This is a genomic window from Daquilactobacillus linshuiensis, from assembly GCF_052828685.1.
The window spans coordinates 967,827-990,370 of sequence record NZ_CM128255.1; the positions used below are offsets into that span (position 1 = coordinate 967,827).

Annotated in this window: 23 protein-coding genes; 2 read left to right on the top strand and 21 right to left on the bottom strand. The window is 31.1% G+C overall.

The features are described 5' to 3' along the window. The first annotated feature begins 16 nt into the window (after positions 1-16). Positions 17-652, top strand: a complete 636-nt coding sequence (locus ACUV9F_RS05175; protein ID WP_446183265.1) for a VTT domain-containing protein — start codon at positions 17-19, stop codon at positions 650-652. 26 nt (positions 653-678) lie between these two features. On the opposite strand, the gene ACUV9F_RS05180 is transcribed toward ACUV9F_RS05175, so the two are convergent. From ACUV9F_RS05180 to murI, 5 genes are all read right to left on the bottom strand, one after another. After that, positions 679-1,845, bottom strand: a complete 1,167-nt coding sequence (locus tag ACUV9F_RS05180; protein ID WP_446183266.1) for a CynX/NimT family MFS transporter — start codon at positions 1,843-1,845, stop codon at positions 679-681. A gap of 61 nt (positions 1,846-1,906) precedes the next feature. Beyond that, entirely contained in the window at positions 1,907-2,209 is a 303-nt protein-coding gene (locus tag ACUV9F_RS05185; RefSeq protein WP_446183267.1) for a hypothetical protein, read from the bottom strand. 9 nt (positions 2,210-2,218) lie between these two features. Beyond that, a complete protein-coding gene (locus tag ACUV9F_RS05190) occupies positions 2,219-2,620 on the bottom strand; it encodes a DUF948 domain-containing protein (RefSeq protein ID WP_446183268.1) in 402 nt (133 codons plus the stop codon). 53 nt (positions 2,621-2,673) lie between these two features. Next, positions 2,674-3,276, bottom strand: a complete 603-nt coding sequence (locus ACUV9F_RS05195; protein WP_446183269.1) for an XTP/dITP diphosphatase — start codon at positions 3,274-3,276, stop codon at positions 2,674-2,676. Beyond that, complete coding sequence (murI, locus tag ACUV9F_RS05200) at positions 3,266-4,051, bottom strand: glutamate racemase (RefSeq protein ID WP_446183270.1); 786 nt, start codon at positions 4,049-4,051, stop codon at positions 3,266-3,268. Before murI ends, ACUV9F_RS05195 begins: the two co-directional genes overlap by 11 nt. Before the next feature lie 103 nt (positions 4,052-4,154). Between murI and ACUV9F_RS05205 the strand changes: the two genes are divergently transcribed. Further along, positions 4,155-4,556 carry a DUF2507 domain-containing protein gene (locus ACUV9F_RS05205; RefSeq protein WP_446183271.1) on the top strand — a complete coding sequence of 134 codons (402 nt, stop codon included), beginning with the start codon at positions 4,155-4,157 and terminating at the stop codon, positions 4,554-4,556. 28 nt (positions 4,557-4,584) lie between these two features. Here ACUV9F_RS05205 and trxA read toward each other — a convergent pair whose 3' ends face one another. The 16 genes from trxA to mutL all read right to left on the bottom strand — a co-directional run bounded on the left by trxA (position 4,585) and on the right by mutL (position 22,524). After that, entirely contained in the window at positions 4,585-4,893 is a 309-nt protein-coding gene (trxA, locus tag ACUV9F_RS05210; RefSeq protein ID WP_446183272.1) for a thioredoxin, read from the bottom strand. A 58-nt stretch (positions 4,894-4,951) separates the two neighbouring features. Beyond that, complete coding sequence (locus ACUV9F_RS05215; RefSeq protein ID WP_446183273.1) at positions 4,952-7,309, bottom strand: endonuclease MutS2; 2,358 nt, start codon at positions 7,307-7,309, stop codon at positions 4,952-4,954. An 83-nt stretch (positions 7,310-7,392) separates the two neighbouring features. Beyond that, positions 7,393-7,671, bottom strand: a complete 279-nt coding sequence (locus ACUV9F_RS05220; RefSeq protein ID WP_446183274.1) for a DUF1292 domain-containing protein — start codon at positions 7,669-7,671, stop codon at positions 7,393-7,395. 10 nt (positions 7,672-7,681) lie between these two features. After that, on the bottom strand, positions 7,682-8,113 hold the full coding sequence (gene ruvX / locus ACUV9F_RS05225; RefSeq protein ID WP_446183275.1) for a Holliday junction resolvase RuvX: 432 nt from the start codon (positions 8,111-8,113) through the stop codon (positions 7,682-7,684). Further along, positions 8,113-8,373, bottom strand: coding sequence for an IreB family regulatory phosphoprotein (locus ACUV9F_RS05230; protein ID WP_446183276.1), 261 nt, complete (start codon positions 8,371-8,373; stop codon positions 8,113-8,115). Before ACUV9F_RS05230 ends, ruvX begins: the two co-directional genes overlap by 1 nt. Before the next feature lie 68 nt (positions 8,374-8,441). Then, positions 8,442-11,081 (bottom strand): alanine--tRNA ligase, encoded by a 2,640-nt coding sequence (gene alaS, locus ACUV9F_RS05235; RefSeq protein ID WP_446183277.1) that lies wholly within the window; start codon positions 11,079-11,081, stop codon positions 8,442-8,444. A gap of 230 nt (positions 11,082-11,311) precedes the next feature. Then, positions 11,312-12,637, bottom strand: coding sequence for a DEAD/DEAH box helicase (locus ACUV9F_RS05240; RefSeq protein ID WP_446184357.1), 1,326 nt, complete (start codon positions 12,635-12,637; stop codon positions 11,312-11,314). Between the two features lie 31 nt (positions 12,638-12,668). After that, complete coding sequence (locus tag ACUV9F_RS05245; protein WP_446183278.1) at positions 12,669-13,613, bottom strand: DHH family phosphoesterase; 945 nt, start codon at positions 13,611-13,613, stop codon at positions 12,669-12,671. Positions 13,614-13,620: 7 nt separating this feature from the next. Next, positions 13,621-14,736 (bottom strand): DNA polymerase IV, encoded by a 1,116-nt coding sequence (dinB, locus tag ACUV9F_RS05250; protein ID WP_446183279.1) that lies wholly within the window; start codon positions 14,734-14,736, stop codon positions 13,621-13,623. Positions 14,737-14,755: 19 nt separating this feature from the next. Beyond that, positions 14,756-16,225 carry a glucose-6-phosphate dehydrogenase gene (gene zwf, locus ACUV9F_RS05255; protein ID WP_446183280.1) on the bottom strand — a complete coding sequence of 490 codons (1,470 nt, stop codon included), beginning with the start codon at positions 16,223-16,225 and terminating at the stop codon, positions 14,756-14,758. Between the two features lie 86 nt (positions 16,226-16,311). Then, positions 16,312-16,683, bottom strand: a complete 372-nt coding sequence (gene yajC / locus ACUV9F_RS05260) for a preprotein translocase subunit YajC (RefSeq protein WP_446183281.1) — start codon at positions 16,681-16,683, stop codon at positions 16,312-16,314. Positions 16,684-16,738: 55 nt separating this feature from the next. Next, positions 16,739-17,881 carry a tRNA guanosine(34) transglycosylase Tgt gene (tgt, locus tag ACUV9F_RS05265; RefSeq protein ID WP_446183282.1) on the bottom strand — a complete coding sequence of 381 codons (1,143 nt, stop codon included), beginning with the start codon at positions 17,879-17,881 and terminating at the stop codon, positions 16,739-16,741. Between the two features lie 113 nt (positions 17,882-17,994). After that, positions 17,995-19,026, bottom strand: a complete 1,032-nt coding sequence (gene queA / locus ACUV9F_RS05270) for a tRNA preQ1(34) S-adenosylmethionine ribosyltransferase-isomerase QueA (RefSeq protein WP_446183283.1) — start codon at positions 19,024-19,026, stop codon at positions 17,995-17,997. Between the two features lie 4 nt (positions 19,027-19,030). Next, the gene (gene ruvB / locus ACUV9F_RS05275; RefSeq protein WP_446183284.1) at positions 19,031-20,044 is read right to left on the bottom strand and encodes a Holliday junction branch migration DNA helicase RuvB; all 1,014 of its coding nucleotides are present in this window, start codon (positions 20,042-20,044) and stop codon (positions 19,031-19,033) included. Positions 20,045-20,059: 15 nt separating this feature from the next. Next, complete coding sequence (gene ruvA, locus ACUV9F_RS05280; protein ID WP_446183285.1) at positions 20,060-20,650, bottom strand: Holliday junction branch migration protein RuvA; 591 nt, start codon at positions 20,648-20,650, stop codon at positions 20,060-20,062. Then, positions 20,650-22,524 carry a DNA mismatch repair endonuclease MutL gene (gene mutL / locus ACUV9F_RS05285; protein WP_446183286.1) on the bottom strand — a complete coding sequence of 625 codons (1,875 nt, stop codon included), beginning with the start codon at positions 22,522-22,524 and terminating at the stop codon, positions 20,650-20,652. The genes ruvA and mutL overlap by 1 nt, the downstream gene beginning before the upstream one ends. Between the last annotated feature and the right edge of the window lie 20 nt (positions 22,525-22,544).

Here is a 22,544-nt window from a genome sequence, read left to right on the forward strand (position 1 = left end):
AATTGAGGTAAACATTTTGCAACTTATTGATTTTATTCTACACATCGATAAACATCTAACCGGAATGGTAGGAAGTTTTGGTATTTGGACATATGTAATTTTGTTTTTAATAATTTTTATTGAAACAGGATTAGTAATTTTCCCATTCTTACCTGGTGATTCATTAATCTTTGCAGCAGCAGCACTCTCCGCAAATGCAAACGCAAAATTGAATGTCTGGTTACTATTAACCATTTTCATTCTAGCAGCTGTAATTGGTGATTCTGTGAATTACGAACTTGGTGAGCATTTAAGTAACTATGCAACTAAACAATCGTTTTTGAAAAAATTTATTAATCAAGATCAGTTATATGATGCACATGTTTTTTTTGAAAAACATGGTGGAATTACAGTTGTCATAGGAAGATTTATTCCTTTTATTAGAACTTTTGTTCCATTTGTTGCCGGAAGTGGTTCAATGCATTATAAAAGATTTTTAATTTATAATATTTTAGGTGCCACATTATGGGTTGCTTTATTTACCACTACTGGATATCTATTTGGAAATATCCCGGCGGTTCAAAAACATTTTTCATTGATCGTCATTGGAATTATCATTGTTTCAGCAATTCCGGCAATTGTTGGTCTTGTAAAAGGACGTAATAAAAAATAAACACTTTCAAATTTGAAAGTGTTTTTTTATTCTTTAACATTTGGTGAAACATATATAACATATCCAACAATTATCATAACTAACGACAATACAATAGTTATGTACAATGAAATACTCCATGTGTTAAACAAAGAATGTAAAACTCCAAAAACAAACGGACCAACTGCAGCTAGTAAATATCCAAAAGATTGAGCCATTCCAGATATTTCAACAGTTTGATAAGGATTTGTCGTTTTTTTACCAAAAAATACCACTGTTAAATTAAAGGCAGCACTAGATGCAAACCCCAATATAAGCCCTATAAAAAAGTAAAAACCAGAGCTCATATTAGTAATAAACAATCCAAACGTACCACCTATAAAGCCAATAAAAGTAATTATTAGCAACGAATTCATTCCCCACTTCTTTTCAACTAACATAGGAGTTATTAAAGAAAATGGAATTCCTGCAAATTGAAATATTGTTAACGTCGTACTTGCAACTACAGAATTTACGCCTTGATCAATTAATATTGACGGAATCCAAGTAATTAAAGAATATGAGATTAAAGACTGTAGCCCAAATAATAACGTTACTAACCAACCGATTGGCTGTTTCCATACTGATCTATATGTATTTATCTTTATTTTTTTATCAGATTCTTCATCTTTCTTAAAACTTACATTTGGTAACCATGCTAATAAGCCGACTATACTGGTTAGTGATAATACAAATAACGTATTAGCCAAACTAGTTCTAATTATTAAAAATCCTGAAAGTGCACTCCCAACAGATGCCATAACCATCATAGAAACTGTATATAGACTTGTTCCAAGAGAAATTTTGTTTGGCATTTTTCCCTTAATAACCGCCGGAATTAAAACATTACCACTATCAATACCCATGCCTATTAAAAAAGTTCCAAAAAATAAGAAAAACATTGTTGGAATGATTCTCAAAAAACTCCCTATTACTAATAAAGAAAAAAGCACAAATATTGATAATTCATTACCTATTTTCTTTCCTAATTTAACAATAATAGGCGACATGATTGCAAATGTTAAAAGGGGTATTGACGTCAATAAGCCAGCCATTGAAGATGGTAATTTTACACTTAGCTTTATTTGTTCCATTAAAGGAGGAATCATTGTTATTGGCAGTCTTAAATTCATTGCAATTAATATAATTCCTAATACTATTTTTTTATTTTTCATTACTATCCTTTAAATAAAAAAGCCCGAAAACGCTAGATTTTTTCTAACTTTTCAGGGTTTTTTAGTCTTTTAAATTTAAATTATTCTCATCGAGAATGATATTTTCAAAGTTATCATCCGAAGCTAATTTTTTATTAATCTGTTTATCAATATTATTTTTTAAATCAGAAGTCTTAGAATTAAAATCATCTATTATTTTCTCTTTGTCAAAAGATTCAATAGACTCGCTCATACCCTCTTTAATATCATTGAATTTTTCTACCAAATCTTCTTTTGATGACATAGGTAAAACATACTTAGTAACTGCGTAAGACACAGCAGAACCAACTACAACACCTAAAAGAAAATGACTTTTCTTAGCCATTATAGACACCTACTTTCTTCCTGGCATAAACGACTTAACAGTTTTAGCCATCTTTGCAGCTTTCAAAGCTGTATTAAAGCTCATAAAAGAAGAACTTTTTTTATCAGAAGAAGTAGCTCTTTGAGCTTTATCTCCTAAATTCTCGACTGTTTGAAATAATGGATTTAATTTTTCCATTTTCCAAGATACATCATCGACTAAAGTATTAGTTTTCATCAACAATGTGTTACTCTCATCTAAAATTTTATCGGCATCATTTGTTACTGTCTTCAATGTATCATTAGCTTCTGCCATAGTTTTTTCTAGTTCTTTTAAAACCTTAGTTGTTTGTGTTAATAATATTATTAAATATACTACCAAAGCGGCAAATGCTACTGCCGCAATTAATGCAGCTACTTGTGATAAATTCATAAGAAAACCTCCTATTTATTTAAAATATTAGCATAAAAAACAAGACAAACAAATTAATTTATCCAATCGGGCATAGATTTCTCTAATTTTTCTAAAGCACGAGCTCTATGACTTAATGAATTTTTCTGCTCCATTGACATTTCTGCCATTGTCTTCTTTAATTTTGGAATATAGAATAACGGATCATATCCAAAACCATTTTCGCCTTCTGGAAATATTGATATTAAACCTTCAACACTTCCAGATACTATTACATCTTTGTTTTCATCTTCTGGATGTGCAAGTACAAGTGTGCTAACGAATCTTGCTGTCCGTTTCTCAAGTGGTATCCCACCCAATTCAGACAATAGCTTTGCATTATTTGCCGCAAAATCATGATCTCCAGCATATCTAGCAGAATAAACACCTGGTTGTCCATTTAAGGCATCTACTTCAAGTCCCGAATCATCTGCTAATACCGGGACTTTTAGTTTTTTCGCAACTGTATGTGCTTTAATTTTCGCATTTTCTTCAAATGTTTCGCCAGTTTCAGGGATATCACCGAACTCTGGATAATCATTTAATGTTTCTATCTCTAAATTATATTTTTTAAATAACTCAGAAAATTCTTTAGCTTTTCCTACATTGTTAGTGGCTATAACAATTTTATTTTTCAATATTTACACTCCTTGATTGCGGTATTTTTATATTTAATATTTGAAAAATGAATTTATCAAAATTATTACTGTCTCCAGTAGTAAAAAAACTAATTTCTTGTTTTGAATTCCCATGAATATCTTTTTTGTCTAAAACTTCGGCCAACTTTTCTGTCGTTTTAAAGCTTGGATCTATAATTTTTATTTTACCATTAAAGTAGTTATCAATTTCACTTAAAATAATTGGATAATGTGTACATCCCAATACCAATGTTTCAATCTTCTTGTCATCAAAATAATTAAGTACCCTACTTACTTCCAAGCTATCAATGTTTCCTGATTCAATCATTGGAACAAATTTAGGAGCAGCTTTTGAATAAACTTTTAAATCAGAATTTAATTTTAATATTTCCTTTTCATACATTCCGGTTAAAACTGTTCCTTGTGTAGCTATTACTCCAACATTTTTTTTAGTAGCTTCGACTGCATCTTCACTTCCTGATTTAATAACACCGATTAAAGGAACATCAACTTCACTTTTCAATACATCTAATGCTTCAGCTGTTGCAGTATTACAAGCAAATATTATAGCTTTTACATTTTTACTTAGTAAAAACTTGATCATTTGTCTCGTAAATTGTATAACTTCTTCACGACTTTTGGATCCATATGGCATCCTTTTTTGATCACCTATAAAAACAAATTTTTCATTAGGCAATCGTTTTATTAGCTGTTTTAAGACTGTTAATCCACCTACACCCGAATCCAATACACCTATTGGTTGATTATTAATCAAAACAGTCACCTCTTTTTATTATTGAAATTATAGTTTACCACTTTTTGATTACTTAGTCTTTTTAATGATATAATCTAACTATTAAGTAATGGAGATAATAAGCATGGATAATGATTTCAGTTACTCTTTATTAAGAGATATTGTTTTACCTGATATTCTTGAAGATGATTCAGTAGAAATCCTTTATTGGGAGGGTAAAAGATTATTTACAAGATTCTTAGATAAAATTCAAAGTGAAGATGATTTGATATTATTTTTTACTAATGCAAAATTTGGTGATCTAAAAATAAAAAAATCATCAAAAAAAGAATTTGAATTTGTACTTTCAGGTGATTTAGTTACTCAACGTATTAAATCCGATAACCCCGAATTCACACTAGAAGCAGGGTTTTTATGTGAATTTGTGCAAACAGTTACTAATAGCTACTGTACTTCTCATATAAACGTGAAAGCAAAAAGTGTAGTTTTTACAATTGAAATAGATCATAAAAATACAATAAATTAAAAAAGCTGGGAAATCCCAGCTTTTTTAATTATCTATGTTTATTTATAATTTCTTCTAGTTGTTCTTTACTGTGATATCCAACAATAGTTTCTACAACTTTTCCGTCTTTTTTTAAAGTCATAGTTGGTATTGCCTTAATACCTAAACTATTAGGTGTTTGAGGGTTCTCATCAACATCCATTTTGAAAAACTTTATATCATCATTATCTTCTGATAATGCCTCTACAGCTGGAGATTGCATTCTACAAGGTCCACACCAAGTTGCCCAAAAATCTGTAAAAACGAGACCCTCACTTGTCATCTTATCATAGTCTTTGTCTAATATTTCTTCTACCATTCAAATCACCTCAGTAATAATATACCAATATTTTTTTCAAAAACAATTTTAATGCTTATTACTTAAATTCTACAATAGTTGCGCCACTTCCCCCAGCTGATGCTGGAGCAAATTCAAAATGTTTAACTTGTCTATGAGATTTTAGATAATCTATTACACCATTTCGAATTGCGCCTGTACCACGGCCATGTACTATAGTAACTTGTCCATACCCTTGTAATAGTGACTGATCAATATATTTATCCAATTTTTCCATAGCTTCGTCATATCTCAATCCACGTAAATCTAGTTGACCAGAAGTAGCTTTAGTTGTTCTTTTTACTGTTGAACGAATTTTTTTAGGTTTTTCAACTTGAATATTTTGTTTTTCTAAATCATCTTCAGAAATTTTCATCTTTAATATTCCAAGTTGAACTTCATATCGTCCATCTTTTGTTTTTGATAGTACTGTACCAAACTGACCGTAAGTCAAAACTTTAACTTCATCACCTGGTTTTATTTCTTGTTTCTTCTTAGCTTTCTTTAATACTTTATTCTTTAATAAAGCAGGATCAGGACGCAAATTATTTAGATCAGTCTTTGCAGATATTAATTTATCCTCTTTAACCACAGCACCACTTAATTGAAGTTTTCTTAAATCAGAAATAATTTTTTCGGACTTTTTAATTGCTTTTGCAACAAGTTCATCAGCTTGTTTATTAGCCTTAATCAAAATATCTTCTTTAGATTTTTCTAAATTGTTCAATTGAATATCGAGTTTTTCTTGAAGTTCACTATTCTTTGATAACTTTTCTTCTAATAATTGATTATTTTCAACAAATTTTTTTCGTTGATCTTCTAAAGATTTAATCATATTGTTTAATTCTTGACTTTGACCATTTATCAAACTTCTTGAACTTTCGATAATATCTTTGTCCAAGCCAAGTTTTTCCGCAATATCTATTGCGTTACTTGATCCTGGAACTCCGATCAAAAACTTATAGGTTGGTTGTAAAGTATCAATATCAAACTCCATACTAGCGTTAATTGTTTCATTATTTTCATAAGCAAATAATTTCAACTCTGGATAATGAGAAGTTGCGACCACAAAAGCTTTTTTAGCAATCATTTTCTCTATTACTGCAATAGCCAAAGCTGCACCTTCTTGCGGATCTGTTCCAGCACCAAGTTCATCAAATAATACCAGCGAACGCTCGTTTACATTTTTGAAGATTTCAATAATATTGGTAAAGTGAGAAGAAAAAGTACTTAAATTTTGTTCAATTGACTGTTCATCACCAATATCCGCAAATATTTCATCAAATATTGCAACTTGACTGTTCTCATTTGCCGGTATAAATAATCCTGATTGAGCCATTAATTGAAGTAACCCTAAAGTTTTTAATGTAATAGTCTTACCACCAGTATTAGGACCAGTAATAATTATAGTTGTGTAATCTTTTCCTAAGATTATATCATTAGCTACTACACTCTTATTTAACAATGGATGTCTTGCTTGTCGTAATTCAACAACTCTATTTGCATTAATGATTGGCTCAGTTGCTTTAATTTCTGTTGCATACTTTGCTTTAGAATTTATTAGGTCTAATTTTGCAATTAGTGTATGATTTTTTTCTAAGTCATTAATAAAAGGTCTAACTAAATCGGATAATTCTCGCAAAACTTTTTGAATTTCATTATTCTCATCAATTCTTTTTTGAGCAATATCGTTATTCAATTCAACAACATTTGCTGGTTCAATATATAACGTTTGTCCTGATGCACTTTGATCATGAATGATTCCACCAAATTTTGAACGGTATTCTTGTTTAACCGGCAAAACAAATCTTTCATCACGTATTGTAATTATTGCTTCACTTAAATAATTAGAATTATTTCCCCTAGTATACTTTTCCATTGACTGTCTAACATTATTGCTCAATGACTTAATACTATTTCTTATATTTCCTAATCTTATTGAAGCAGTATCCAATACTGCTCCATTTTCAGAAATTGAACTTTTTAATTTTTCGTTTAATTCAGGTATTGTGATCAAATTCTGAAAAATCGTGTCAATTTGTTTAAACGTTAAATTTTTTTCTTCCTCTAATAATCTTTGAAAAAAGTTTTTAAGTTCATTAACGTTAACTAGCTGCATAGCAATTAATGATAAATCTGTACTACTCAATGTCGCATCAATTTTTAATCTTTTTAATTGTTCATTAATATTAGCCAATTTTCTAATGGGAATTGACTTATTTAATCGAATGATATTCATACCATCAAATGTTTCATCTAATGATTTTTGTACTTCATCAATTGTGTTCATTGGGGTAATTCTTTTTACTAGACTTTGTCCCATTTCAGTTATTGTAAACTTTGAAACTTGATCAGTTATTTTTTTAAACTCTAATACGTCTAAAATTTTCTCGTTCATTTCTTTTCCTTTTTTAATAAAAAAGTCAGCCATTGGCTGACTTAAATTGAATTATTGAACATTAAAAAAGCAGGAATATCCTGCTATTCTTCGATATCAGTTATAGCCTCAACTACACCATCAATCATTTCTAGTTCTTCTTCAGACTCAACAGGTGTCAACTTACCTTCATCTTCATCTTCTGCTTCAAATGAGTATGGATAATAAAAAACTTCTCCATCTTCATTTTCTTCCATATCTTCAAGAATTATATATTCTTTTCCAAATTCTTCAGAATTAAAAACAGTAGTTATTTTTAATGTTTGTGTCGTTCCATCATCATTTGTAACTTCAACAAAACGATCTTCTTGTTCTTCTGCCATCTTCTTTCACCTACTTCATTAATTTACCCTTAGCATCTAGATAATTTTGTAAAATCATCACTGCTGCTAATTTATCAATTACTTTTTTTCTTTTTTTCCTTGAAACATTTCCTTCATCAATTAACATTCTTTCAGCTTGTACAGTTGTTAAACGTTCATCGATGAAGTCTATTGGTAGTGAGAATCTATCCTCAATCATTTTTCCGTAAGCTTGGGATTTTTCAGCTCTTGGTCCTAAAGAATTATCCATATTTTTGGGTAGTCCTAAGACAATCCCCGTCACTTCATATTGATCAATGATTTCTTTTAATCTTTCTAGTCCAAATATTTCTTTATTCTCATTAATTGGAATGATTTCAACCCCTTGGGCAGTCCAGCCTAATAAATCACTCACAGCAACTCCAACGGTCTTTGACCCAACATCTAATCCTAATAAACGCATTACTTATTTTCCTTGCCTAAATAATTTTTTACAAGTTCTTCAATTATTTCATCGCGTTCATGTCTTAAGATAAGATTACGAGCGTCATTATTACGAGGTATGTAAGCTGGATCACCAGACAATAAATACCCAACGATTTGATTAATTGGATTATATCCTTTTTCTTGTAAAGCTTCATATACTTTTTCTAAAGTGTCATGAACATTACTATTGTTATTTTCATTAAACTTAAAACTCATTGTTTTATCTAGTGAACTCAAACTATCACACCTCCAATACATCTAAAGTGATTTTACCTGATTTTGTTATTAATAACAAATAATCATTTTTATAATAGCTTCTTTGCAGCTTCAAAGGCTTCTTTTAACCCATCCGGATTTTTTCCACCCGCTTGTGCCATATCTGGACGGCCACCACCGCCACCATTGATAAATGGTGATATTTCTTTAATAATATTTCCAGCTTTCAAGCCATTGTTAATTGCATTTTCAGATAAAGCAACGATTAAATTAGCTTTATCATCAGTTTTTGACCCTAAAACTAAAATATCTGATACTTTCTTGTTTTTCCAATCATCTGCCAATTTTCTTAAGCCATTCATATCATCTACGGGAGCAATTTTTGCAATTACAGAATATCCGTTGATATCTTCTTTCTCATCAAAAATTCCAGCAGATTGTTGACTGGCAAATTTAGCCTTTAAATTAGTTACATTTCTTTTTTCCTCTTTTAACTCAGTCATTAATTGACGAGCCTTATTAGGAGTATCTTTTGCTTGAGTAACTTTTAGAGCTGATGATGTCTCGTTTAGTATGGACATTTGTTCATTTAAATATTCAAATGCTTCTTTTGAAGTTACAGCTTCAATTCTTCTTGTTCCTGCACCAACTGCTGATTCAGATTTGATTTTAAATAGACCTAATTCGGCAGTATTCTCTGCATGAGTGCCACCACATAACTCCATTGAGTAATCACCGATTTGCACTACACGAACGATATCTCCATATTTGTCACCAAACAAAGCAATTGCCCCCATTTTTTTTGCAGAATCAATATCTGTTTCAGTAGTATTAACTGGTAATTCATCCCAAATTTTTTCATTGACAATTTGTTCTATTTTTTCTAACTGCTCAAAAGTAACTGCGTCTAAGCTTGTAAAGTCAAACCTTAAATAATCTGGTTCTACTAATGAACCCGCTTGATGAGTATGCTCACCTAAAACATCACGTAATGCCTGGTCTAGTAAATGAGTAGCTGTATGGTTTCTACGAACTTTTTTTCTAAAAGTTCTATCTATTTTTAATTGATATTTTTCACCACTGTTTAATTCACCAATAACTTCAACATAATGCAAGTTTTGACCATTTGGAGCATGTTGCACATCTTCAACTTTAGCAACAACTTCTCCTCTTTGATTGTAAATATTTCCTTTATCAGCAACTTGTCCACCCATTTCAGCATAAAATGGAGTTTTATCAAATACCAATTGAGCATTACCTGAATTTATTGAGTCTACTAAAATATCATTAAAGACAATGTCTTTTAAGATTGCATCATCAACGTCATAGTTGAAATGATATCCAACAAATTCACTTTCAGTTTTTATATTCATTAAAACTTCATCTTGTGAACCCATAGACTGTAAGTTGCCACGTGCTGATCTAGCTCTTTGTTTTTGCTTACTCATTTCTTCTTCAAAACCATTCTTATCAACTTCGAAGCCTTCATCATGTGCAGCTTCTTCAGTCATTTCAAAAGGAAATCCGTACGTATCAAATAATTTAAATGCATCAGCACCAGAAATTTCTTTTTTATTATTTTCTTTTAATTCTTCCAACAAGCTATTTAATAAGCTTAGTCCATCAGTTAAAGTATTTGAAAATCTTTCTTCTTCAGACTTAATAACTTTAACAATAAAATCTTTTTGGTTAGATACTTCAGGATAATAACTTTCCATAATCTGTCCAACAATAACAACGAATTCATTTAAGAAAGAACCATTTATTCCTAGTTTTTTTCCATTTAAAACTGCTCTTCTAATTAGTCGGCGAATAACATATCCACGTCCTTCATTTGAAGGTAATGCCCCGTCAGCAATTGCAAAAGAAACTGTACGCGCATGATCGGCAATTATTTTAAATGAAATATCATCTTTTATATTTTGACCGTATTTTTTCCCGTTACTGAGTTCCTCAGCTTTATTAATTAACGGCATAAATAGATCAGTTTCAAAATTAGTTTTAGTTTCTTGTACAACAGAAACCAAACGTTCCAATCCCATACCCGTATCAATATTTTTATGTGGTTGTTCGACATAAGAACCATCAGGTAGATGATTAAATTCAGAAAAAACAACATTCCAAACTTCTAAATAACGTTCATTTTCTCCACCTGGATAATTTTCCGGATCATCTTCATCAACGTTATTAAATTTTTGCCCACGATCATAAAAAATTTCTGTATCTGGTCCCGAAGGTCCTTCGCCGATATCCCAGAAATTGTCCTCAACTTTAAATATATGATTTTCAGGTAATCCAACAACTTCATGCCAAATTCTATATGCTTCTGTATCTTTAGGATATACAGTAACATACATTTTTTCTTTATCTAGGCCAATCCATTTATCACTTGTTAAAAATTCCCAAGCCCATGGAATTGCATCTTCTTTAAAATAATCGCCAACTGAAAAATTACCCAACATTTCAAAAAATGTTTGATGTCTTGCTGTTTTACCAACATTTTCAATATCATTTGTTCTAATACATTTTTGAGCATTTGTTATCCTTGGATTTTTTGGAATGACAGTTCCATCGAAATATTTCTTTAATGTTGCAACTCCTGAATTAATCCAAAGTAATGTTGGATCATCTACCGGTATTAATGATGCACTTGGTTCAATTTCATGATTTTTACTTTTGAAAAAATCCAAAAATAGTTTTCTAATCTCTGCACTTGATAATTTTTTCATAATTTCCTCCAGAAAATAAAAAGAGTCTTGCTTACAAGGACGCCCGTGCGCGGTACCACCTTGTTTGCAACGACTCAATCGTTTGCCTCTTTAGACATTTATTAACATTTTTACTGGTAGCATTAATTAAATTAATTTAAGTATTTTCACCAACCATACTTTCTCTATAAAAATTAATTTAAAAAATATATCCATTAAAAGAATAATTGTGAAAAGTAAAAATGTCAAATTTAATATGAATTTTCATTTTTTCTCTTTTTACGTAGTGCCCTCTGTTGCTGACGAGCCTCTATTTTTTTATTCTTTCGTTTCTCTTCACTAATCGCATTTTTGATTTTCTTTTTATAACCCGGTTTGCGTTTCGTTTTTTGCTTTTTAACCAATCCTCTCATTGTTGTTGAGAGTTTTTCATTAGAAGCCGTTCTTTGTTGACGTCGATTTCTTTCATAGGTGTCAACAATTCCTTCTTTTTTTATTTCTTTAGGTTTGAATTTCACTCCCATTTTTTCTAGTACTGTAATTTTTTCCTCTTCAGAAGGATTATAAAGAGTTATTGCAATTCCTGAAAGATTATTTCTCCCAGTACGTCCAGATCTATGAATAAAGAATTCTAAGTCATCGGGAATTTCAGCATTTATAACATGTGAAACTCCGGTAATATCAATTCCTCTAGCTGCTAAATCAGTTGCAACAACAAACTGAAACTCCATGTTTTCAATTCTTTTCATAGTACGTTTACGTTCCCTTGGAGTTAAACCGCCATGAATTCTAGCAACTTTTAATCCCTTATGAATTAAAAAGTCATAAATATCATCAACTTCATTTTTTGTATTTGCAAAGATTAAGGATAAAAATGGCTGTCCAGTAGTTAATATTTGATAAATCATTTCATGCTTATTTTGACCACGACTTGAGATTAGCCAATTTTCGACATTTTCACTTACAACATTTGGATTATCAATAACAACAAATTTTGGTTGTGTAAGATATTTTTTTAAAAATGGTTGTAACTTTTCAGGAATAGTAGCTGAAAAAACTAGTATCTGTAAATCTTCACTCATTGCACTAGCAATTTGATTAACATCATCCAAAAAGCCCATATCTAAAGTCATATCTGCTTCATCAATGACTAAAACTTTAGTTTCATTGACTTTTAAGTGATTAGACTTAATCAAATCTAGTAAACGACCAGGTGTTCCAATTGCAATTTCTGGCTGTGAATTTTCTAGTTTTTGTTCTTGTCTTTTTTTATCTGTTCCACCTACATAATTACTCACACTAATATTATCGTTTTTAGCAATTTCTTCAGTGTCATCATATATTTGATATGCTAATTCACGACTAGGTGACGTTATTAGTACTTGATTATTTTCACTATGCTCTAATTTATCAAAAATTGGTAATAAATATGCATGAGTTTTACCACTACCAGTTTGAGACTGAACAATTAAATCTTGTCCCTTTCTTACTAAAGGAATAACTTTTTCTTGGACAGGAGTTGCATTTAAAAATTTAATTTCTTGTAAAGATTTATTAATAAAATCTTTGAATCCCATTGATTTAAAGGTTGTTACCACGTTTTTTCTCCTATTTAAAATCCTTAACAGCTTGTATTAATTCATTAATTATTTGCTTAACTTCTTCTTCATCTTTAGCATTTGCACCACTAGCCAAAGGATGTCCTCCTCCATCATGGTTCATTGCCAAGGTATTTATAATTGGTCCTTTTGATCGATAATGTATTCTAAACCCTGTTTCAGGTATTTTTTTCTCAACTGCAATTATCCAAGAAACTACCCCTTTCAAACGACCAGGGGAAGAAACTACAGCATGGGCTTGTTCCATTGTTACATCTAATTTTTTTAGATTTTCTTGAGTAATAATAGCCCAAGCTGCTCCACTTTTATCAATTGTTAAATAGTCATACACACTACTTTGTAATTTGGCCTGTTGCAATGTCACTTCACTTAATTTTTGATTTATTTTGGGCAGATCAACACCTAAATTTAATAATTCACTTGCCACTTCAAATGTATGAGAAGATGTTGCATCATACATAAATCTCCCTGTATCGCCAACAATTCCTGCATAAATAGCATTCGCAACTTGTTTATCAATAACAAACTTCCATTGAGTAAGCAAATCATACATTATTTCTGAACAAGAAGAAGCTTCATCGTCAACAAATCTCAAATTACCATATTGATCATTATCAGGATGATGATCAATTTTTATCAAAAAGTTGCCTTTATCAAAATTTTCACCACTTATTCTAGGTACATTAGCAGTGTCAACAACAATGACCAACGCGTTTTTGTAGTCATTTTGATTAACGTTATCCATATGCGATAACCAGTCTAAATCGCCAACTGATTCTCCAGCCATAAGCACTTGCTTATTAGGAAATGTTTTTTTTATCGATAAAGTTAAAGATTTTTGTGATCCTAAGGCATCTGGATCTGGATGTTGATGTCGATGAATAATAATTTTATCATACTGTTCAATTTTTTCTTTAATTAATTTTATTTCCATTTTAATTTTAATCCTTAAATAATTTTAATGGTAATTCTTCAAAACCAAACTCATCTATGGTAGTAACTGTAACACCAACCAAGCGTAACTCCAAATCAATGTCAATTTCGTCAAATAATTCTTGAGCTGTATTATAAATCTCAATTTCACTATGTAAGTAATCATTTAAAGTTTTTCTTTTTGATACTGTTTCAAAACTTGTTGTTCTTGCTTTAACAACAACAGTTTTTCCTTGTAAATGCTTATTTATTAGAACTTTATAAACCTGATTACTCAAAGTATTAAGTTGTCTATATACTTCTTCTTTAGTTATTAGTGGTTTGTTAAAGGTTTGCTCCTTACCAACGGATTTTCTTAGACGATTGGCTTCAACTGGGCTATTATCAATACCTCGACAGCGTTGAAACATTAAAAATCCCCACTTGCCAAACTCGTTTAACATTATATCTTGATCTAAGTTTTGCAAATCTTCACCTGTAAATATATTCATTTCATGAAGTTTAGCTTGCATTGTCTTTCCTATACCATTGAATTTTTCAATTGGAATTTTTGCCAGGAATTCTGTTGAATATTCTGGTAAAACTATAGTTCTTCCAAAGGGTTTAGCATAGTCAGACGCCATTTTAGCTAAAAATTTATTATATGAAACTCCAATTGAACAAGTTAAGTCAGTTTCTTTATATATTCGGGCCTGTAAATATTGCATAACTTTTAAAGCACTAGACTCATTTAACTTATTGTTTGTAATATCCAAGTATGCTTCATCTAATGCAACGGTCTGGTACTTATCAGTAACGCTTTTAAAAATATCATGTATATAATTCGATACTTTTCTATATAAAGTAAAATTAGGGTTAGTAAATACAAGCTCACTTTTAGGAATCAACTCAACAGCTTTTTGAGCAGGCATTGCAGAATGAACTCCGTATTTTCTCGCGTTATAATTAGCAGTCGTTATCACTCCGTGATTATTATTTTTTCTTGGATCGTGAGCGATAACAAGTGCTTTTTTTCTATATTCTGGATGCTCTCTTTCTTCTACCGAAGCGTAAAATGCATCCATATCAACATGTAAAATTTTTCGGCTATCATCCACTACTAGTGGGATTTCAATTAAACTCAAGGTGTTTTCTCCTTAAATTTTATCCTCTAAAAACCCATTGATTACCATCACGAGCTAGTAAATCATCTGCTTTTTTTGGTCCAAACGTTCCACTTCGATAGTTAGGAAAATCTTCTTTTTCTTCATCCCATTTTTGACGAATTACGTCAATATATTTCCAAGTACTTGATAATTCATCCCAATGAGTAAAGTTAGTATGATCACCATCCAATATGTTAACCATTAATCTTTCGTAAGCTTCTGGAACTTTATCAAGTTCTTTTGCTGAGCGCTTAAAGTTCATTGAAAAAGTATCCGTAGCAAAATCCATACCAACTTTTGTACCATTCATTAATAGTTCATAGCCTTGGTCCGGTTCAATAATGATTGAAAAAATATTTTCTTTGATTTCTGATTCATTTAATGAGGTGAAAATATTTTTGATATCTTTTTTAAAAACAATATCTATTCTTGTACTTTTTTCTGGCAATCTTTTACCAGTTCTCACATAAAAAGGCACACCTCTAAAAGTATCGTTATCAAACATGATTTTCCCTGCAACATAGGTCTCTGTTTGAGATTCAGGATTTATATTAGGCCCTTCACGATATGAGATTTGAGTTTGATTCAAATTAACTCCATACTGTCCACGTACAAAGTTTTTATCAACTTCATCACTAGATAACATCTTTAAACTTGCAAAAAGCTCTTTTTTTGATTGATGAACTTTTTGTGAGGTGAATTCTTCAGGCTTTTCCATTGTAAGCTGTGCCAGTATTTGCATGACATGATTTTGAACCATGTCCCTTAATGCACCTGCTCCATCATAATATCCACCTCGTTCTTCTACACCAAGTGATTCTGCCAATGTAATCTGCACATTTGAAATATAATCTTTATTCCAAATAGTATTAAACACTGGATTATTAAATCTCAGAACAGGAATATTTTGAACCATTTCTTTTCCAAGATAGTGATCTATTCTATAGATTTGTTCTTCATCAAATGTTTGTGAAATTTCATCATTTAATTTCTTAGCAGACTTAAAGTCATGTCCAAAGGGCTTTTCGATAACTAAGCGATTAAATCCATTATCCGTAATTAAATTTTCCGATTTAATATGTCCTGCAACAGTTCCAAATAGTGAAGGTGCAATAGCCATATAATATACGCGGTTTTCTTCTAGTTCATATTTATCATTTAAACTTTGAGCAAGCTTTTTTAATGTTATATAGTGTTGAGAGTCATTTACATCGTGCGACTGGTAATAAAAATGGCTACTAAATTCTTGTACCATTTTTTCATCCTCACAGAATTTTTTTAACGATTCTTTAACAGTATCTCTGAAAAAATCATCGCTCCAATCTCTTCTTGCAGTACCAATTACAGCAAATTTTTTATTGATATAGTTATTTCTATATAAATTAAATAAAGCGGGATATAACTTTCGATGAGCTAAGTCTCCTGACCCACCAAAAATTATAAACAATGCCGGATTTTCTTGTTTCATTTTAATACAACCTCTTAATTTATTTATCTTATTTATTTTACACTAATACTATTAAAGACCGAAAAAAAAACGTTCAAATGAACGTTTTATTTTTCTTCAGTTGTTTCTTCTTTTGATACTTTTTCAGTATCTTCAACTTTTTCTTCTATTTTTTCGCTATTCTTTTCTTCAACAGGTGTTGTTTGTGTAGGTGTAGCTGTTGAATTATTAACTTGTCTTATTGCAGCAATATCAAATGTTAAAAAGACACCATCAACATCAATAACAACTTCTTTTGCTTCCATATCGATTTCATCGATTTTACCCTTCATACCACCGATAGTAACAATAGAGTCACCTTTTTTCATTTTTTGTAGCATTTCAGCACGTTTTTCCTGTTGTTTCTTTTGTGGTCTAACTGTGAAGAAATACATTGCCACAAACATCAAGATAAGTAAGATAATCATTGAATAATTCATTTAAGCACCTCTGTTTTTTTATATATAAGACATTGTACTACAATACTCAAAAAATCTAAAACTTCTTAGCGTTTTTTTCATTAAATCCGTACTCTTCAAAAAATGATTCTCTAAATTCTAAAAGGTTATCATCCTTAATAGCCTGACGTACTTTTTTCATAACATCTAATAAGAAGTATAAATTATGATAACTAGTTAAGTGCATTCCAAATAATTCATCTGTTTTTAATAAATGACGAATATAAGCACGCGTATAATTACGACAGGCATAACAATTACAATTCTCATCAAGTGGACGAAAGTCTCTTGCATATTTTGCATTTTTAACAACTAATCTTCCCTTTGATGTCATGCAAGTACCATTTCTTGCAATACGAGTGGGAAGAACACAATCAAACATGTCAACTCCACGAATTACACCATCAATCAATGAATCTGCAGTCCCTACACCCATCAAGTAATGGGGCTTGTTTTCAGGTAACATTGGAACTGTAAAGTCTAAAACTCTGTTCATCTCGTCTTTAGACTCACCAACCGAAAGTCCTCCTATAGAATAACCTGGAAAATCTAAACTAACTAGATCTTTTGCAGATTGTTTTCTCAAGTCTTCAAATCCAGCGCCTTGAACAATACCAAATAATCCTTGAGTATTTGGATTTTGATGAGCTTTTAATCCACGTTCTGCCCAGCGTGTCGTTCTATTTATAGAATTTTTAACATACTCATAGCTTTCAAAATACGGAGGACATTCATCAAGACTCATCATAATATCAGGTCCTAGGTCATTTTGAACTTGAATAGCTTTTTCGGGTGACAAAAATAGTTTTCGACCATCAAGGTGACTTTTAAAATGAACACCTTCTTCAGTGATATTTCTAGTATCAGCTAGCGAAAACACTTGAAAACCACCAGAATCAGTCAAGATACCTTTATCCCAATTCATAAATTTATGTAAACCACCAGCTTCTTTGACAATTTCTTCACCAGGTCTTAGCCATAAATGATATGTATTAGAAAGAATTACCGAAGCACCCATTTCATCTAATTCTTCAGGTGCCATAGTTTTAACAGAGGCTAAAGTGCCAACAGGCATAAACATTGGTGTTTCAAAAGTTCCATGAGGTGTTTGTAATAATCCCAGTCTAGCTCCAGTATGTTTTTCTTTTTTCAATAATGTATATTTAATTGGAGATTCCATTGTTTACTTCACTTTCATTAAAGATTAGTCAATTTTATCAAAAATACTAAATTTTATACAGCTAAATACTAAATAAAAAGTCCTATATTAAATAGGACTTTACAAAAATATCACTATTTTATAAACATTGCATCTCCAAAACTAAAGAAACGGTATTTTTCTTCAATAGCGTGTTGATATGCATTCAATATGTTTTCTCTTCCAGTAAATGATGCCACAAGCATCACTAAAGTTGACTTAGGTAAATGAAAGTTTGTAATGAAATGATCTACAACTTTCCATTCATATCCAGGTTTAATAAAAATATCTGTCCATCCATTGTCAGCTTTTATTTCACCATTAAATTTAGAACCAATTGTTTCTAATGTTCTAATTGATGTCGTTCCTGTAGCAATAATTTTTCCACCGTTTGCTCTTACTTCATTCAAAGTTTTTGCTGATTCTTCATCTAAACGATAAAACTCGGAGTGCATTACATGCTTACTTACGTCTGACTCAGACACAGGTCTGAATGTTCCTAAACCAACATGTAAAGTGAGATATACTAATTTAACACCTTTTTCTTCTGCTTTTTTTAACAAATCCTTTGTCCAGTGAAAACCTGCTGTTGGTGCTGCTGCTGAACCTATTTCTTTTGCATAAACAGTTTGATAACGATCTGGATCATCCAATCGTTCTTTTATATATGGTGGTAAAGGCATTTCTCCAAGTTGCTCTAGTATCTCCATAAAAATACCATCATATTTAAATTCTATTATTTTTCCACCATGTTCTAATTCTTCTAATACTTCTGCTTTTAATTGGCCATCTCCAAAAGTGACAACAGTTCCAACTGGTGCTTTTCGAGCAGGTTTCATCAGTACTTCCCACTTGTCACCTTCAATGTTATTTAAAAGTAGCACTTCCATATGAGCATTAGTATCAACCTTTGTTCCATAAAGTCGAGCTGGTAAAACTTTACTATTATTCATTACCACAGCATCACCTGGATTTAAATAATCGAGTATTTCATAGAAATGATGATCTTCATATTCACCTGTTTCATGATCTAATACTAGCATTCTTGAGTGATCGCGATCTTTAATAGGTGTTTGCGCGATTAATTCCTCTGGTAAATTATAGTCAAAATCTTCTGTACTTAACATATTTTTAGTCCTTTTCTTTATATGGGATACCTAGGTGATTATACCCTTTTTTAGTAACCATTCTTCCACGAGGTGTCCTTTTTAAAAATCCTAATTGCATTAAATATGGTTCATAAACAGTCTCTATTGTTTCTTGTTCTTCACCAATGTTAGCCGCAATTGTTTTTAATCCTAGTGGACCACCTTTATATAACTCAATCATCATTTTTAATATTTTTCTATCAACTTGATCAAGTCCATTATTATCAACTTGCAATTGATCTAATGAGTGTTTTGCTATTTGCATATCAATAACTTTTTTTTCAGATACTTCAGCAAAATCCCTAACACGCTTTAACAATCTATTGGCTATTCTAGGCGTTCCACGGGATCTTCGTGCAATTTCATATGCTCCATCTTGAATTGTCTCCATATTCAAAACTTCAGATGATCTTTGAACTATTTGTGTTAATTCATCAACAGTATAATAATTCATATGTTGAACAATTCCGAATCTATCACGAAGCGGAGCTGATAATTGACCAGCTCTTGTTGTTGCACCAATGAGAGTAAATGGAGGAAGGGTAAAATGGATTGGATGTGCTTCCGGCCCTTGTCCTACAACTATGTCAATATAAAAATCTTCCATAGCAGAATATAAAACTTCCTCAACATTTTTTGGTAGTCTATGGATTTCATCAATAAACAAAACGTCCCCAGGCTGTAGTTCTGACAGCATTGCAAGTAAATCACCTGCTTTATCAATTGACGGACCAGTAGTTGTATGAATATCCACTTCAAGTTCGTTAGCAATAATCATTGCCAGCGTCGTTTTACCTAATCCAGGAGGTCCATATAATAAAACATGGTCTAAAGCTTCTCCACGACTTTTAGTAGCTTGAATATAGATACTCATTTCTTTTTTTATTTTTTCTTGCCCTATGTATTGGCTTAGTCTTTTAGGTCTAAGAGTTATCTCTTCTTGTTGTTCTTTATCACTATTAATATCTGAATCTGTTAGTCTTTCATTTTCATCCATTCATTTACCTCCTCTCTAGCTCATCAATAGTCTCAATCCTTCACGTACATATTCATCAGCAGTATTTGCTTTTGATTCTTTTAATTGGTTAGTAATCTTCTTTATGTCTTTAGTTGAATAACCAAGTGATAACAATGCTTCAAGTCCATCATTTAAAGCAACACTTGATGATAATTCTAAGTGATTATCTAACAAGTTAGGTTGTGTCTTATCAAATGATATTTTCCCTTGCAAATCTAATATTATCTGCTGTGCAGTTTTCTTCCCAACACCGGGAAACTTAGTTAAATAAGTCGCATCACCTGTTTCAATAGCAGAAAACACTCCAGAAATATCATTTCCAGCTAAGATTGCTAACGCACTTTTTGGTCCAATACCAGAAACGCTCGTTAATTTTCCAAACAATTCTTTTTCACTTAAATCATAAAATCCGTATAAAGATTGTTCATTTTCTCTAACTATTTGTTCAACATATATTGTGGTTTTTTCATCCATTTCATATCTGTATGGATTAGCAACCAGCAACTTATATCCTACTCCATTTACATCCATTACGACATAACTTGGATGAATGGCCGAAACTTGTCCCATTAAATATTCAAACATTACATACTCCGACTTTCATGAGAATCTTGAATTCTCTTAAACATTTTTTCTAAATCCTTATTAGTAAATTGTACTAAAACTGGACGACCATGTGGACAATTAAATGGATTTTTTGCTTTTGCTAAATTTTGCAAAAGTGCCTTTGCTTGCTGCTGATCTAGATGATGATTAGCCTTAATTGCCCTTTTACAGCTCATCATAATTGCAGCACTTTCTCGAAATTTTTCAATTGTCATATTTTTATCGTTTAAAACATAGTCAATTAATTCCCTTGCAGTATCTTCTTCTTGTCCTTTTTTAAACCAAGTCGGATGGCTTTGAATTAAAAAACTATTTTGACCAAAATTCTGTAAATGTAATCCTAATTTTTCAAATAAATCTAGCCGATCATTAATTAAAACGCTATCCGAATTAGGATATTCTAATACAATAGGGACCAAAAGCTTTTGTTGATCTTTTTGAACCACACCAATTTCTTTTCGATACTTTTCATAGTTAACTCTTTCTTGAGCTGCATGTTGATCGACAAAATAAATACCATCTTCACTTTCGGCTAACAAATAAGTTCCATGAGCTTGTCCTATATATAATAACTGAGGGAATTTTTTATACTCTTCTTTTTCTTCAAAGTTATTAATTTCTTTTTTTAAACGTTCATCCCATTTTTTTAATCTTTCTGGATTATCAAAAATAGAATCACTATTTATGATTTCCTGTCTTATTTCTTTGTTTTCAATGGGAGAAGTTGAAATATCATCAGTTGATTCTTTAATAAAACTATTTTTCGATTCTTTATCATCAGTATATGTTAAATCAATTGGTAAATCTTCGACTTTTGATTGAACAGTCCTGCTTTTTTGTAGATTTTCCATTGCATCAGGAATTAAATTTAAAGAACTAATGGCTTGGTTTATTGCTCCACTGACTAAAGTTGCGAGCTCTTGTTCTTTACTTAATCTAACTTCTTGTTTAGTTGGATGTACATTCACATCGACTAAAATAGGATCCATTTGAATACTTAAAACCGTAATTGGAAATCTTCCAATCATTAATTTTGATCCATAACCACTTATTATTGAGCGAGATAAAATATAATTTTTAATAAATCTACCATTTAAAATGACTGATATATAATTTCTATTTGCCCTTGTTAGTTCAGGAAGTGAAGTATATCCAACAACTTTATAATCTAAATTTTCAGCCTCAAACTTAACCATTTTTGAGGTGACATTTCGCCCATAAATACCAGCCACTGTTTGCTCTAGATTATTATTACCAGAAGTCCTAACAAGGTTTTTGTCATTATTTTTTAAAGTAATCGAAATTTCTGGATGTCCTAAAGCAATTCTGTTTACAATATCAATTATTTTATTTAATTCAGTATTTTGACTTTTAATATACTTTAATCGTGCAGGTGTATTAAAAAATAAATCTTCTACTACAATTGTAGTTCCTTTTGGCCTAGCTGCAATTTTTCTACTTATTAAGTTATTGCCTTCGTAGTTAACTTTCACGGCACTTGTTCCATCTGTACTTGTTGTTAATTCAACTTTTGAAACAGATACAATACTAGCCAAAGCTTCTCCACGAAAACCTAGAGTTTTTATATTAAATAGATCATTAGCTCCTTTAATTTTGCTTGTCGCATTTCTATGAAAAGCAAGTTCAACATCATCATCAGCTATTCCGTCCCCATTATCTATAATAGAGATTTTTTTCATTCCAGCATCTTCAATGTCTATTTCAATTTGATTTGCGTGAGCATCAATTGAGTTTTCAACTAATTCTTTTACTACTGAAGCAGGACGTTCAATTACTTCACCAGCAGCAATTTTATTCGCTAATTCTTCAGATAATTCATAAATTGTACTCAAAATAATCCCCCCTCTAAAAA

Excerpts from the sequence above, each read along its gene's own strand:
- ACUV9F_RS05220 (WP_446183274.1), bottom strand. The coding sequence starts at position 7,671 with ATGGCAGAAGAACAAGAAGATCGTTTTGTTGAAGTTACAAATGATGAT.
- ruvA (WP_446183285.1), bottom strand. The coding sequence starts at position 20,650 with ATGTTTGAATATTTAATGGGACAAGTTTCGGCCATTCATCCAAGTTAT.
- ACUV9F_RS05185 (WP_446183267.1), bottom strand. The coding sequence starts at position 2,209 with ATGGCTAAGAAAAGTCATTTTCTTTTAGGTGTTGTAGTTGGTTCTGCT.
- ACUV9F_RS05245 (WP_446183278.1), bottom strand. The coding sequence starts at position 13,613 with ATGGAAATAAAATTAATTAAAGAAAAAATTGAACAGTATGATAAAATT.
- trxA (WP_446183272.1), bottom strand. The coding sequence starts at position 4,893 with ATGGTAGAAGAAATATTAGACAAAGACTATGATAAGATGACAAGTGAG.
- ACUV9F_RS05205 (WP_446183271.1), top strand. The coding sequence starts at position 4,155 with ATGGATAATGATTTCAGTTACTCTTTATTAAGAGATATTGTTTTACCT.
- ruvB (WP_446183284.1), bottom strand. The coding sequence starts at position 20,044 with ATGGATGAAAATGAAAGACTAACAGATTCAGATATTAATAGTGATAAA.
- ACUV9F_RS05190 (WP_446183268.1), bottom strand. The coding sequence starts at position 2,620 with ATGAATTTATCACAAGTAGCTGCATTAATTGCGGCAGTAGCATTTGCC.
- ACUV9F_RS05240 (WP_446184357.1), bottom strand. The coding sequence starts at position 12,637 with ATGGGATTCAAAGATTTTATTAATAAATCTTTACAAGAAATTAAATTT.
- queA (WP_446183283.1), bottom strand. The coding sequence starts at position 19,026 with ATGTTAAGTACAGAAGATTTTGACTATAATTTACCAGAGGAATTAATC.
- zwf (WP_446183280.1), bottom strand. The coding sequence starts at position 16,225 with ATGAAACAAGAAAATCCGGCATTGTTTATAATTTTTGGTGGGTCAGGA.
- yajC (WP_446183281.1), bottom strand. The coding sequence starts at position 16,683 with ATGAATTATTCAATGATTATCTTACTTATCTTGATGTTTGTGGCAATG.
- ACUV9F_RS05180 (WP_446183266.1), bottom strand. The coding sequence starts at position 1,845 with ATGAAAAATAAAAAAATAGTATTAGGAATTATATTAATTGCAATGAAT.
- ACUV9F_RS05215 (WP_446183273.1), bottom strand. The coding sequence starts at position 7,309 with ATGAACGAGAAAATTTTAGACGTATTAGAGTTTAAAAAAATAACTGAT.
- tgt (WP_446183282.1), bottom strand. The coding sequence starts at position 17,881 with ATGGAATCTCCAATTAAATATACATTATTGAAAAAAGAAAAACATACT.
- ruvX (WP_446183275.1), bottom strand. The coding sequence starts at position 8,113 with ATGCGTTTATTAGGATTAGATGTTGGGTCAAAGACCGTTGGAGTTGCT.
- alaS (WP_446183277.1), bottom strand. The coding sequence starts at position 11,081 with ATGAAAAAATTATCAAGTGCAGAGATTAGAAAACTATTTTTGGATTTT.